The organism is Planctomycetota bacterium, from assembly GCA_021414025.1.
GTDB lineage: Bacteria > Planctomycetota > Phycisphaerae > Phycisphaerales > SM1A02 > SYAC01.
Genome location: JAIOPG010000007.1, coordinates 218,988 through 232,089 on the forward strand (window position 1 = coordinate 218,988; position 13,102 = coordinate 232,089).

A 13,102-nucleotide genomic window follows, 5' to 3' on the forward strand; every position below is an offset into this window, starting at 1 on the left:
TTTCCTAGCGAGGCTCGGGGCCGGCGTCCTTGGCTTCGACGATGCCCAGCGGCTTTCGCGAGGGCAGGCCCTGGTCGCGCGGGTAGAGGCGCGAGGTCTTCGCCAGCTTCACGACCGCGACGATCGTTCCCGTCGGCGTGCGCGTGGTGGTGTCAACTTTGGCGTGGAGCAATTCGAGTGCCCTGTCCGAGGCGGCGATCTCCTGTGGAGCGCGCTCGCCCTTGATGGCCAGCAGCACGCCTCCGACCTTGAGCAGCGGCACCGCGAGCTCGATGATCGACGCCAGTTGTCCGACGGCGCGGCAGGTCACCGCGTCCATGCCCTCGCGCTCCTTGCGGCGAAAGGCGGCGGCCTCCTCGATGCGCTCGGTCAGGACCGTGACATTCTTGAGCCCGAGCCGCTGCACGGCCTCCGAGAGGAAACGAGCCTTTTTCCCGGTGCTTTCGATCAAGCTGAAGTGCGTCCCCGGCATCGCGATGGCCAGCGGAATACCCGGCAACCCGCCCCCCGAACCGATGTCCGCGACCTGCTTCGCCTCCAGCGCCATAAGGAATGGAAGCAGCGACAGGCTGTCGGCGATGTGCTTGACCCACGCCTCGGCCGGGTCCTTGATGGCGGTCAGGTTGAACTGCTGGTTGACATGGAGCAGGTGCGACAAAAATTCCGTCAACTTCTCCTCGTCGCCCGGATCGAGCTCGATCGACTGCGACTTGAGCGCTTCATGGAAGTGCGGCGGCGGCGCGGGCACGCGATTCATCGGACGCCTCCGAGGCTTTCAAGGGTGCGCGGCTTTCGCAACCCGAGTCCAAAAATAATTCCGGTGGCGAACCAGCCCGAGACCATGCTCGAGCCGCCGTAGCTGACAAAGGGCAGCGTGATACCGGTCACCGGCAGCACGCCCAGGGCCATGCCGGTGTTGATGGAGATCTGCGTGAAGACGATGGCCGCCACGCCGGTGGCGATGAGCCGCGAGAAGGAGTCCCGCGTGGAGAGCGCGCAGATCGCGGCGCCGCCGGCGTAGAGCAGCCCGAGTCCCCAGGTGAAGAGCCCGCCAAGGAACCCCCACCGGCAGCAGATGACGGCGAAGATCATGTCGTTGTGCTCCTCAGGAAGATGATTGTTGCGCACCAGGGCCTCGGCGTGGTCGCGTCCGTTGCCCGCGAAACCGCCCGAGCCCACCAGCGTCATTGCCCGGTCCGCCTGGAACCCGATATCGCGGGCGTAGCGGTCGTCGCCGCGAAACTGTGCCAGCAGCGCATCAACGCGCTCGCGCTGATGCGGCCAGAGGAACGGGTAGGAGATCGGCGCCATCACCAGCACTCCGATGATGAGCGTGGCGATGTGCTTCTTCCTTGCCCCCGCCACCAGCAGCATGGCCAGCACCGGCGGAATGAAGAGCATCGCCGAGCCAAGATCGGGCTCGATGAGCGTCAGCAGGCAGAGCGGCATGGCGATGACGAAGGGAGCGAAAAATCCGCGCCACTTGAAAAGGGCAGGCGGCCGCCGCAGCCACTTCGCCAGCACCAGCACCAGGGCCAGTTTGGCGATCTCGCTCGGCTGGAATTCAAACAGCCCCACGCTGATCCAGCGCCGCGCGCCGTTCTTGGGGCGCACAATCCATTCCGGCGTGCCAGGCACCAGCACCAGCAGCAGCAAGAACAGAGAGATGAAATACATGGGCCACGCACTCTTGGAGAGCAACTTGTGACTGGGCAAGCAGGCCGCCACGGCGACGACCATGCCGAATACCGCCAGCACAAGTTGTCGCTTGGCGAGCGATGGCTCGGTGGTCGCGATCGCGGCGCATCCAAGCAGTGTCAGCATCGCGGCCGCTGCGACCACGATCCATCCGGAGTTGAGCCAGGAGAATCCGCCGCGCCCAAGTGCGCGGCCGCCGGTGTAGCCCAACGGTGGCGAAGTCATGCTCGCGGCGGCGCTCATCCTTCGCTCTCCTCGGGATCCATCGGCTGCGGCTCGGTCGAAGGCGTGAATGGCTGATTTTGCCTGCTTTGGCGGGCTTTTTCAGCGCCATGATCCGGGCCGAGATAGCCCTCTTCCAGCAGCGCCCACACCAGTTGCGCGGCGATCGGCCCCGCCGCCTTGCCGCCGCTTCCGCCCCGATCGACCAGCACTGCGATGGCGTACTTCGGCTTCTCGCCAGCGTCGCCGACCAGGCCGACGAACCACGCATGGTCGATGTCCTTGAGCATGCGGTCGGGCTTGCCGTCGCCATCGTCGTCCATCGCCAGCGGCGAGGTCTGCACCGTGCCGGTTTTGCCGCGCACCGTGACGCCGGGAATGGCGAAGATCGGCTCCTGCGTGCCGTCGTCGTACTTGATGTGATGGCCGGTGCCGAACTTCTCCTCCACGGATTCGCGCAGACCCTCCAGCGCGCGGCGGCACGCCTCTGCCGGCATCTCCAGCCGGCCGGTGCGGCGATCGGGTGGAAGCGCGTTGGGGTCCGCGACAATCTTCGCGTCACGGATCTCGCCGCCGCGAGCCAGCGTCGCGTAGGCGTTGGCCGCCTGCAGCGTGGTCCACGAGACCGGCCCCTGCCCGATGCCCATGATGATGGGCGTGAACAGATCGTGCCGCGCCTCGATGGCGGAGCATTGCTCCTCGCTGGGAACGCTGCCCGGCGACTCGCCGCCGGCCTTGCGCTGCCCTGCCGGCAACGGCCCTTGCAGTCCCGTGCCCAGCGTCGAGCCGACGCCAAGAGCGCGGTACCAGTCGGCCAGCGGTCGCAATCCGAACCGGTGCGCGACCGTGTAGAAGTAGATGTTGCACGAGCGGCCGATCGCGCCCTCCACGGCCAGCGGCCCGCCGGTTTGCGCGGTGTGGTTGGTCATGCCGAACTGCTTCCGGTAGATCCAGCAGCGAGCCTTGTCGTTGATCTCAGGGAAATAATGACCTGTGCACTCGACCACTCCGCCCACGGGAAATTTTCCGGCGCCGACGGCGCCCACATAGACCAGCGGCTTCACGATCGAGCCCGGCGGATAGATCGCCTCCGTCGCACGGTTCACGCCGGGCTGCAGGCGAAACTGGTCCGAGGCCGTGAGCGCCTCGGCGTCGGCCAGCGTCGGCCAGCTTCCCAGGGCCATGATGTCGCCGCTCTCCACCTCGACGATCACCGCCGCTGAGGCCAGCGGAGCGCCGATGGGAAGCCCCGCTTCCTCGCCGTGGTGCCACTCCTGCACACGGGCCAGGCCGAACACCGGATTCAGGATCGCCTGCACCCGCGCCTGCAGTTCGATGTCCACCGTCAGCCGCAACGGGCGGCCGAAGACCGGCTCGACGCGCTCGCTCTGGTCGGTGTCCATGCGCGTGCGCAGAAGTCCGCGGCTGCCGCGCAGCCAATCCTCGTAGGCCGCCTCCAGACCGCGCCCGCCGACGAGATCGGGACCCGGCCGGTAGCCGCCCGGATCGATGGTGCCGTCGGCTTTGACAAAGGGACGCCGCGCCAGATCCTCGGCCCAGGTTTCTTCGCGGATTGTCCCCAGCACATGATCGAAGACTCCCTTCACGCGAATGTTGGCGTCGGCCGTTCGGCGCAGCGGCCGTGGCAGCGTCTGCTGGCTCAGGCGCACATCGGCGGATTCCCAGGGGCGGATGCGCCGCGCCGCGTCGATCACCTCGACGGAATCGGGATAGTCATCGGCCAGCTTGCGAATGGCGAAGGCCGCCGCGTCGGAGACCTGCCGCGCGATCACATGCGAAGTCTTCTGCTCGCGGATCGGCTCGGGGTGGAAGGAGTCGCCGGGATCGTGGCCCAGCTTGGCGGCGAGCACTTCGCGCTGCCTGGCCCAGGTCGCTTCGGCGCGCTTCTGCACATGGGTGCGGATTGTCTCAATCTCCTCGTCGATCTTGGCGCGATCGACGCCGCAGAGCTGTGAGACCTGATCCAGCATGCGGTTACGCGCCTCCTCCTCGCCGGCGAGGCAGAGCTCGATGGTCGACTCCCGCGCCTCGCGCGTCAGCCGAGTCCACAGTGAGCGCCCGTAGGCCTTGCGCGCCGCTCGCGTCGCGCGCTGGCGGACCCATGAGCCGTCGATCACCGAGTAGTCGATGGCCACGTCCCACGCGGGGATGTCTTCGGCGATCACGCGGCCAAGGCGGTCCACGATGGATCCGCGAACGGTGGGGAGCCAGATGGTCCGGTCGAGCCGCTGCTCCGCCTCCTGGCGCAGGTCCTCGCCGTCGATCACGGTCAGCGACCAGAGCCGCAGCGCGAGCGCCGCCGTCGCCAGCAGGGCCAGCGCGCCGAGAAAGATCAGCCGCTTGCGGGCGCGGGCGGTGGGACGGTCGGTCGACGGCATGGAGCAAGCGTATCGCCTCGGCGGCGGCAATCCCGCTACGATGTTCCCCCTTCACACTCAGATTTTCCCCCACAGGAGTTCGTCATGGAATGCGGCATCGTCGGGCTACCCAACGTCGGCAAAAGCACCCTCTTCAACGCGCTCACCGCGGCCGGCATCGAGGCCGCCAACTACCCCTTCTGCACCATCGAGCCGAACGTGGGCGTGGTCAACGTCCCAGACGATCGCCTGCCGGTCATCGCCAAGAAGATCCAGAGCGAGAAGATCATTCCCGCCGCGGTCCGCATCGTGGACATCGCCGGCCTGGTCCGCGGCGCCAGCGAAGGCGAGGGGCTGGGCAACAAGTTCCTCAGCCACATCCGCGAGGTCGACGCCATCCTTCACGTGGTGCGTTGCTTCGAGGATCCTGATGTCGTCCATGTCGACGGCAAGCCCGACCCGATCCGCGACATCGAGACCATCGACACCGAACTGGCCCTGGCCGACCTGGGCGTGGTCGAGGCGAGTCTGGATCGTCTCCGCCGCACCGCCCGCGGCGGCGACAAGGAGGCGATCGCCAAGGTCGCCTATCTGGAGAAGGCCCTGAAGGTGCTCGCCAAGGGCGATCCGCTGCGCGGCGGCGACTTCACCCCGGAGGAGCGAAAACTGGCCCGCGGCCTGGGCCTGATCACGGCCAAGCCCGTCCTCTACGTGGCAAACGTGGCGGAAAATGACCTCAACGGCGAAGGCCCCATGGTGAAGCCGGTCCTGGATCGGGCCAAGAAGGAAGGCGGCCTCGTGATCTGCGTCTGCGCCAAGATCGAGAGCGAGCTCGCGGAGCTTCCCGAGGCGGATCGCAAGGAAATGCTGGAGAGCCTGGGCATGAAGCAGCCGGCTCTGGCCACGGTGGCCCGCGCCGCCTACGACCTGCTTGGGTTGCAAAGCTATTTCACCGCGGGTCCGAAGGAGATCCGCGCCTGGACCATCCATCGCGGCGACACCGCGCCGCAGGCGGCGGGCGTCATCCACACCGATTTCGAGAAGGGCTTCATCCGCGCCGAGTGCTACCTGGTGAAGGATCTCGAGCAGTACGGCTCCGAGAAGGCGATCCGCGAGGCGGGCAAGATGCGCAGCGAGGGCCGCGGCTACGTCATGCACGACGGCGACGTGGTGCACTTCCTGTTCAATGTGTGACGCGACCTGGAAGCCAGTATTTTCTCGTTAGAAACGCGAAAGCCGCGCCCAAATAAAACGCCGTATAACCCGCAAAGATCCTGCGTCTCGCGCGGCGACAGGCCTTCGATACCTCATGCGCGCGGGCGATCACTTCCGTCTCCGCTTGCGCCGTCGCATTCGACGTAAAGGTGGCGGCTTTTCGTTGCTCATCTGTTGCTCCACTTGTTCGATCCATCACGCGGTACCACTCTTGCCGCGCCATTTCCGATGCATTGTGCGCTGCAGCGAACGCTTCTTCTGCCCGTGAAACTTCTGTGCCGTCTGGACCGACGTGAAGCCAGTCGCCTGCGTTATTCGCTATCAGAAAGACCGCGATCACGATAAAAAATTCATTACGACGAAATCGAAACCCAAAGAATGAGAAATATGGGGAAAAAATCTTTTTCAGATTCGAGCTGGAGTATGCGGTCGACTTCCATGCGGCCCATGCCGCGATTGCTTCGGCTCGCCGATAGGGATGACCGCATTCCGGACAGTCCCCTGCGTCCTGCGCCAAGTGCAAGTCATACCCGCATGCAGTGCACATGCAGCCATCGGAGCGTTCAAGCCAAGAACGAAGTCGTCGGTATTTCCTCCAGCAAATGAGCACACTGGCAAACAATCCCACATTAAACGAAATGACCATAAACAACATTTCAGACAAACCTGAACCCGAGCCGCCTCTTGCATCAAAGTATTCATCACCGAAAAAAAAGATACCGAAACCCAAGAACGCAGGAAGACAATAAAGCCACCAACCCTTCCAAACCAAAGGAGGGATTGGGACCTCGGTGTTCTGCGTCAAGTCTTTCACCGGCTCCATTATGGTCTGAACCGCGTCACCGCAGTTTCAGCATGGCCAGCGCCGCGATGCCCAGCAGCAGCGCGATCAGCCAAAAGCGCCCGACGGTCTGATTTTCGCTCCAGCCACCCAACTGAAAGTGATGGTGGATCGGCGCGCAGCGGAAGATGCGCCGCCCCTGCCCCGTGAGCTTGTTGGTGATCTTGAACCAGCCGACCTGCGAGGCCACGCTTCCGGCCTCCATCAGGAAGACCCCGCCGACCAGCGGCAGCAGCAGCTCCTGGCGGATCGCCACAAGAATGGTGGCGAGCAATCCGCCTAGGGCCAGGCTGCCGGTGTCGCCCATGAAAACGGCCGCGGGCTGGAAGTTGAACCAGAGGAATCCCATGCACGCCCCCGCCATGGTGCCGACGATCACCAGCAACTCGCGGGCCTCGGGCACATGCGGAACCATCAGGTAGAAGCTCGCCCGCGGACTGACCGCGATCACCACCAGCATCGAGGTCACGATGCTCGCGATCAGCACGGTGCCCGCCGCGAGCCCATCCATGCCGTCGGTAAGGTTGACGGCGTTGCTCATCAGGCCGATCCAGAAGGCGGCCAGCAGCACAAACCAGCCCAGCGATAGCAGCACCACATTCGGAGCGACATTGGGCGGCTGCACGATGATCTCCGCGATCGGCGTGGGCGGATAGGTGCGCTGGAAAGGCAGGTTGAGCACGGTCGCGTCGATGTGCTGGGCGCCGCGGAAAAGGAAGTACCCGGCGATCGCCCCGATGCCCACCGTGAAGAGCAGCTTCTCCCACATGAAGAGACCCTCACGCGTGCTCAGTTTGCGGAAGCGGGCGTTCAACTTGAGCCAGTCATCGAAGAAACCCACGCCCGCCAGCCAGAGCAGCACGATCATGCAGACCTGGGCGTGTCGGCTGTGCACCCAGTCGGCCAGCAGGAAGGTGCTGATGACGATCGCCCCCACGATCAGGATGCCGCCCATGGTCGGCGTGTTGGTCTTGGACTTCATCAGCTCGTTCAGGGTCTTGTTGTAGAACTCCGGGGAATCGCCGACTTTCCTGCGGTGCAGCCAGCGGATCACCTTGGGGCCCGCGAAGACCGTTATGCAGAAAGAGAGCGCGGTCGCCACCAAGGCCCGGAACTCCAGCTGGTACATGAGCTGCACCAGGGCGTAGAGCCCCCGCTCGTCAAGCCAGTTCTGACAGAGTTCGACGAGATTGAAAAGCATGATGCGTTGTGTTCTTCATCGGACGATTGGTCAGGAAGTCTTTGCGATCTCCGCGGGTGATTTCGCGCTGCGCACCACTTCCAGCAGCCGCTCCATGCCGCTGACCCGCGAGCCCTTGATCAGCAGCGCGTCGCCATCCTTGAGCAGGCGGGCCAGTCGCGGCGCTTCGGCGGCCAGGTCGGTGACCATTTCCACCTGGGCCTGCGGCGAGGAGGCCTTCAGGCTCTGCGCGATCTCGGCGCTCAGCGGCCCCGAGGTCATCAGCAGATCGGGCGGCTTGCCATCGAAGGCGCTGGCCAGCTTCTCGCCGACCATCCGGTGCAAAGCCCGGCTTTCCTCCCCAAGTTCGAGCATGTCCCCCAGGGCGACCACGCGGCGCAGCGCCGTGGCGGAAACTTCGGCGAAGGAAGCGACCGCGGCCAGCACCGCCTCCGGGTTGGCGTTGTAGGAGTCGTTGTAGACCTCGATCTGGCCCACCCGCTCCCGGACCATCCGGCCTTCGGAGGGAACCACTGCGCTCATGGCGTCGGCTGCCCGCTGCGGGTCCAGACCCATCGCCCCGATCACGGCGATGGCCCCGGTGGCGTTGATCGCGTTGTAGTGGCCGGGCAGGCGCAGCGTGAAGCGGATTTCGCAGCGCGGCCCCTGCACCACCAGTTTCTGGGTGCCGTCCGCCGCGACTTCGCGGGAGCGCAATCGCCAGAGGCACATGCCCCCCTGACCGAAGAGTTGCAGCACTCCACCCGCGGGCAGGCGTTCGGTGCGGGCGATTTCCGTCAGGCCCGGAGAATCGCCGTGGATCACGAAGATGCCCGAGGTGTCCAGGCCGCGCGCAATGGCGCACTTTTCCCTGGCGATCGCCTCACGGCTGCCCAGTCCGCCCAGGTGCGTGGAGCCGCTGTTCACAATCAGGGCGATCTCGGGCCGCGTCAACTTCGCCAGCGGTTCGATTTCGCCTGCGTGGTTCATGCCGATCTCGACCGCCAGGAACTTGGTGTCCCGCGGCGCCGACAATATGGTGAGCGGAACACCCAGATGGTTGTTGAAGCTCTTGGGGCTGGAGTGCGTGAGGCCGAAGGGTTCAAACGCCGCGGCCAGAAGCCGGCGCGTGGTGGTCTTGCCGGCGCTGCCGGTGATGGCGACGGTGCGGCAGCGAAGTTTTTTTCGCCAGGCGACGGCGGCAGCCGTTAGGGCCGCTTGAACATCCGCCACCAACAGGCGCGGAAGGCCGTCGCAGGTGCACTCGCGCCGCTCGATCATCGCCGCCTCGGCGCCGGACTTCTTTGCGGCGTCCAGGTAGGCATGACCGTCGCTCTTCTCGCCGCGCAGGGCCAGGAACATTTTCCCCGTGAGATCGCCGCGAGTGTCGATGGCCACTCCCCCGATCGAGGCGGGCGCCGGATCGAGCCATTTTCCCCCGGTGGCGGAAGCAAACTCCTCCGGCGTGAGAAAATCCTTCACTTGACGCACTCCGCGGCGCCCAGCGCCTCGCGTGCGACCACGCGATCGTCGAAGGGCCTCTTCACGGTGCCGACGATCTGGTAGTTCTCATGCCCCTTGCCGGCGATCAGCACCGCGTCGCCCGGCCGCGCCAGCGAGACCGCATGCATGATCGCCTCGCGTCGGTCGACCATCTTCATCACGCTGCCGCGCGAGGCGGCGGGAACTCCGGCGGCCACCTCCTCGACGATGCTCGCGGGATCCTCGGTGCGCGGGTTGTCGCTGGTGATGATGGCCAGGTCCGCGTGCTCGCACGCCACCGCCGCCATGCGCGGACGCTTGGACTTGTCGCGGTCGCCGCCACAGCCGAAGACCGCAATCAATCTTCCGCCCGTCGGCAGGGCCGGGCGCAGCGCCCTCAGCACATTGAGCAGTGCGTCGTCGGTGTGGGCGTAGTCCACCAGCACCGCGAAAGGCGAATCAAGCGCCGTCACCGGCTCGAGTCGACCCGGCGGAGCTTGAATCGTCGACAAACCGCTTTCGATGGCATCGCGGGTGGAACCCAGGCTCCATGCCGCTGCCGTGGCCTGCAGCGCGTTGGTGGCATTGTGGCGGCCCATCACCGGCAGCCGCGCCGAGACTTCGCCCCAGGGCCCGCGCAAGCGCAGCCGCATGGAGCCGATTCTCGCTTCGAGCACGCTGGCCTCGACATCCACATGCGTTGCCGTTCCGCCGGCCACTCCGCAGCGCAGCACCCGCGCCCGGCAGTCGCGCAGCATGCGCGCGTGCATCGGGTCGTCGGCGTTGACAATCGCGATGGCGTCGCCGCGCAGCCCCTCGAAAAGTTTCGCCTTCGCGTCGCCATAGGCCGCCATGGTGCCGTGGTAGTCCAGGTGGTCGCCCGAGAGATTGGTGAAGAGGGCCACCTCGAAATCGATTTCGGCCACGCGCCCCTGCTCCAGCGCGTGGCTGCTGACCTCCATGGCCACACCCTTGCAGCCATTGTCGCGCATCCGCTTGAGCAGCGGCGCGATGGCCGCGGCGCCGGGTGTGGTCAGCTCCGCGGGCGCGAGGGTCTTGCCGTCGTCGGTCAGGATGGTGCCCATCAGGCCGAACTTGGAGCCCGCCGCCAGCATCAACTGCTGCACGAAGAAGGCAACCGTGGTCTTGCCGTTGGTCCCCGTGACGCCGAGCATCTTCAAGTGCTTGGATGGGAAACCCGCGAAGGCGTGGGCCAGCGGCGCCACCATCGCCGTCGGGTTCGCAGTGCGCCAGGCGGGGATGCCTGCGGGAACAGTGTCGTTCATGCTGACCACCAGCGCCGAGGCGCCGCGCTTCACCGCGTCCTCGATGAAGGCCGCCCCCGCGGCTTTCGATCCGGTGCGCGCCACAAAAAGTGCGCCGGCCTGGGCGGCCCGGCTGTCATCGATCACGCTGCGGATCTCGGGATCGCCCGCAGCAGCTTGCTTGAGGCCCTTGACGTGTTGAACGAGTTCGCTGAGTTTCATGGTGGGTGCGGCTTGCGAATGAGTGGTTCAGAGAATGAGCATGGCGTCGCCGTAAGAATAGAAGCGGTACTCCATCTTTTGGGCCTGAGCATAGAGCGATTTCAGGCGCTCGAGTCCGACCAGGGCTCCCACCAGGCTCAGCAGCGTGCTGCGCGGCAGATGGAAATTCGTCAGCAAGGCGTCGACATGCCTGAAGGCGTAACCCGGCTTGATGAACAGCTTGGTCTCCCCTTGAAAATCGCCGGCAGACAGCGGATCGGGAAGACTCTCCAGCGCACGGACCGTGGTCGTGCCGATGGACACGATCCGGCCCTTCGGGCGCGTCGATTGGATTCGCTCCATCGCCTGCGATGAAACCGAGAATCGCTCCGAATGCATCGGGTGGTCGGACAACTTTTTCGCTTCAACAGGCTTGAAGGTGCCCATGCCGACTTCCAGGGTGAGAAAGACCGGCGCTCGCTGCGTGACCTGCTCGACGCGCTGCAAAAGTTCCGGCGTGAAGTGCAATCCCGCCGTCGGCGCCGCGACGGAATGGAAGCTCGCATCCTTCCCAAAGGTCGTTCGATAGCGCTCGCGATCGAAGGCGTCGGGCATCGGCTTCTCGCCGCGGGCGCGCAGAATGTAGGGCGGGAGCGGCGTCCTTCCGCAAGTTTCCAGCGCCTGTTGCGGATTCTCCGACTTTGGGAATTCAACGAGCCAACCTTCGGGATCTTTTTCGCGGCAGATCAACGCGGCGCCCTGTGTTCCATCCTCGGCCTGCAACCGAAGCATGTCGCCGGCGCGAAACTTCCGGCTGTTCTTGGCCAGCAGCAGCCAGGCCTCTGCGCCGCGATGTTCCGCGAGCAGCCCTTCGAAGAGCTTGCCATCTGACTCTCGCTTGAGGATGACCCGTGCCGGCGCGACTTTCGTTTCATTCAGGACCAATTGATCATTGGGATGAAGCCACTTCGGCAGATCCTTCACTTGCGCATGGATGACTTCATCATTGGCGCGATCCACCACCATCATCCGCGCGTGGTCCCTCGGCTGGGCGGGCGTCGTCGCAATCGAGTGCTCCGACAGCGGATAGTCGAGGTCCGCCAGACGCAGGTCGGTATCGATCACGCCGGTTCCTTGCGCGGCTGCGAGGTCATGCGCTGGCCAGGCTTGATCGAGCGGCCGCGGCAATAGACCGCCCACTCCATGGCGCGGCCCCCGGCGGGCTGCACGCTGAGCAATTCGATGGCCCCCTCGCCGCAGGAGATCAGCCCGTCGCCAAGAATGTCGCCCGGCATTGCGCTGCTCGCGCCGGCACCTGAAGTCGCGCGTGCCGCTGCAGCAACCTCGCGGACGCGCAACAGTCGGATCGTTTCGCCGGCGATTTCCGCGTCGCACCCCGGCCACGGCGCCAATCCGTGAATGCGGCAGCGCACGAGGCGCGCCGGCATTGAAAAATCGACAAAGGCCTCGGCCTTGGAAAGTTTTGCGGCGCGGGTGGCCATCGATTCATCCTGGTCCTGCCCCACCAGTACGCCCTTGAGCGCCCGCTCCACGGTCTCGACCATCATGGGCACGCTCTCCCGCGCGACCCGGTCGTGCAATTCGCCCGCGGTCTCCGTCGCGCCCACATCAAAGCTCTGCCGCGAGTAGATGGCACCGGCGTCCATCCGCGGCGCGACCTGCATGGCGCAGGCATCAATCCTCTCCTCGCCCGCCATCATGGCGCGCTGGATCGGCGCCGCGCCGCGCCACTTGGGCAGCGCCGAGGGATGAAGATTGATCGCGGTGCGCCCTGCGAGCAATTCCGGAAGCAGCTTCTGACCGAAGGCGATGACCACGATCACCTTGGCCTTGGCGCATTGCTCGCGCACCTCGGGATGATTGGCGTCGGCGGTGCGGAGCAGCTTCAGTCCGCACTGCATGGCCGAGGTCGAGATCGGTGTGGGCGTGGTGGCGCGTCCGCGCCCCGCCGGCCGGTCGGGCTGGCTCACCACCACGTCGATCCATCCGCGCCGCGCGAAGGCCCGCAAGCAGGGCTCGCCCAGGCTTCCGCTGCCGAGGAAGGCGACGCTCGATTCGTTCAACTACTTCCCCGCTTCCCGCTCAAGATCCTTCACCGCCTTGCGGGTGCGCAGACGGTCGATCGGCGTCATGCGATCGATGATCAGGACGCCTTCGAGGTGGTCGAACTCGTGCTGCCAGACCCGCGCCGGAAACTCGCCGCTCTCCAGATGCACGTGATTTCCCTCCAGATCCGTGGCGTCGATGGCCACGAACGCAGGACGGCGGATCATGCCGCGCACCTCGGGCAAACTCAGGCAACCTTCGTCGTACGGGACGAGTTCGCCATCCATTTTGCTCAGCACCGGATTGATGAAGACGCGCTCGGGAATGTGCTCGTCGGGCCGCGCCTCGGTGATGAAAAGACGGATCGATTCGCCCACCTGCGGCGCCGCCAGACCCGCGCCCTCCTCCTCGCGCATCAGCCGGAACATGTCCGCGACAAGATCGCGCAGCGACGCGGTGACCTTGGTGATCGCCTTCGCTTTCTTCCGTAATATCGGATCGGGATAGATGAGGATGGTGCGCTGCGGGTCGATCACGCAACCTATCGTAATTC

Annotated in this window: 11 protein-coding genes; 1 reads left to right on the forward strand and 10 read right to left on the reverse strand. The window is 65.4% G+C overall.

Annotation, left to right across the window (positions count from 1 at the left end; translation table 11 throughout):
* Positions 1-4: 4 nt before the first annotated feature.
* Genes rsmG through K8R92_10050 form a run of 3 tightly spaced genes read right to left on the reverse strand, consistent with a single transcriptional unit; the run spans position 5 to position 4,319 of the window.
* Positions 5-757: a 16S rRNA (guanine(527)-N(7))-methyltransferase RsmG gene (gene rsmG, locus K8R92_10040; protein ID MCE9620236.1), complete on the reverse strand. Its 753-nt coding sequence runs from the start codon at positions 755-757 to the stop codon at positions 5-7.
* Entirely contained in the window at positions 754-1,941 is a 1,188-nt protein-coding gene (locus K8R92_10045; protein ID MCE9620237.1) for an FtsW/RodA/SpoVE family cell cycle protein, read from the reverse strand. The genes rsmG and K8R92_10045 overlap by 4 nt, the downstream gene beginning before the upstream one ends.
* Positions 1,938-4,319 carry a hypothetical protein gene (locus tag K8R92_10050; GenBank protein MCE9620238.1) on the reverse strand — a complete coding sequence of 794 codons (2,382 nt, stop codon included), beginning with the start codon at positions 4,317-4,319 and terminating at the stop codon, positions 1,938-1,940. The genes K8R92_10045 and K8R92_10050 overlap by 4 nt, the downstream gene beginning before the upstream one ends.
* A gap of 84 nt (positions 4,320-4,403) precedes the next feature.
* On the opposite strand from K8R92_10050, the gene ychF reads away from it, so the two are divergent.
* Positions 4,404-5,492 (forward strand): redox-regulated ATPase YchF, encoded by a 1,089-nt coding sequence (gene ychF / locus K8R92_10055; protein ID MCE9620239.1) that lies wholly within the window; start codon positions 4,404-4,406, stop codon positions 5,490-5,492.
* Here the strand turns inward: ychF and K8R92_10060 are convergent.
* Genes K8R92_10060 through def form a run of 7 tightly spaced genes read right to left on the reverse strand, consistent with a single transcriptional unit; the run spans position 5,482 to position 13,085 of the window.
* Positions 5,482-6,318, reverse strand: coding sequence for a hypothetical protein (locus K8R92_10060; GenBank protein ID MCE9620240.1), 837 nt, complete (start codon positions 6,316-6,318; stop codon positions 5,482-5,484). The genes ychF and K8R92_10060 overlap by 11 nt on opposite strands.
* 34 nt (positions 6,319-6,352) lie before the next feature.
* Entirely contained in the window at positions 6,353-7,555 is a 1,203-nt protein-coding gene (mraY, locus tag K8R92_10065) for a phospho-N-acetylmuramoyl-pentapeptide-transferase (protein MCE9620241.1), read from the reverse strand.
* Between the two features lie 30 nt (positions 7,556-7,585).
* Positions 7,586-9,016 carry a UDP-N-acetylmuramoyl-tripeptide--D-alanyl-D-alanine ligase gene (locus K8R92_10070; GenBank protein MCE9620242.1) on the reverse strand — a complete coding sequence of 477 codons (1,431 nt, stop codon included), beginning with the start codon at positions 9,014-9,016 and terminating at the stop codon, positions 7,586-7,588.
* On the reverse strand, positions 9,013-10,503 hold the full coding sequence (locus K8R92_10075) for a UDP-N-acetylmuramoyl-L-alanyl-D-glutamate--2,6-diaminopimelate ligase (GenBank protein MCE9620243.1): 1,491 nt from the start codon (positions 10,501-10,503) through the stop codon (positions 9,013-9,015). The genes K8R92_10070 and K8R92_10075 overlap by 4 nt, the downstream gene beginning before the upstream one ends.
* Before the next feature lie 27 nt (positions 10,504-10,530).
* Positions 10,531-11,607, reverse strand: coding sequence for a tRNA preQ1(34) S-adenosylmethionine ribosyltransferase-isomerase QueA (queA, locus tag K8R92_10080; protein ID MCE9620244.1), 1,077 nt, complete (start codon positions 11,605-11,607; stop codon positions 10,531-10,533).
* Positions 11,604-12,566: a methionyl-tRNA formyltransferase gene (locus tag K8R92_10085; protein MCE9620245.1), complete on the reverse strand. Its 963-nt coding sequence runs from the start codon at positions 12,564-12,566 to the stop codon at positions 11,604-11,606. The genes queA and K8R92_10085 overlap by 4 nt, the downstream gene beginning before the upstream one ends.
* Positions 12,567-13,085, reverse strand: a complete 519-nt coding sequence (gene def, locus K8R92_10090; GenBank protein ID MCE9620246.1) for a peptide deformylase — start codon at positions 13,083-13,085, stop codon at positions 12,567-12,569.
* Positions 13,086-13,102 lie beyond the last annotated feature (17 nt).

Coding starts and splice junctions, on each gene's coding strand:
- rsmG (MCE9620236.1), bottom strand. CDS start 757: ATGAATCGCGTGCCCGCGCCGCCGCCGCACTTCCATGAAGCGCTCAAG.
- K8R92_10045 (MCE9620237.1), bottom strand. CDS start 1,941: ATGAGCGCCGCCGCGAGCATGACTTCGCCACCGTTGGGCTACACCGGC.
- K8R92_10050 (MCE9620238.1), bottom strand. CDS start 4,319: ATGCCGTCGACCGACCGTCCCACCGCCCGCGCCCGCAAGCGGCTGATC.
- ychF (MCE9620239.1), top strand. CDS start 4,404: ATGGAATGCGGCATCGTCGGGCTACCCAACGTCGGCAAAAGCACCCTC.
- mraY (MCE9620241.1), bottom strand. CDS start 7,555: ATGCTTTTCAATCTCGTCGAACTCTGTCAGAACTGGCTTGACGAGCGG.
- K8R92_10075 (MCE9620243.1), bottom strand. CDS start 10,503: ATGAAACTCAGCGAACTCGTTCAACACGTCAAGGGCCTCAAGCAAGCT.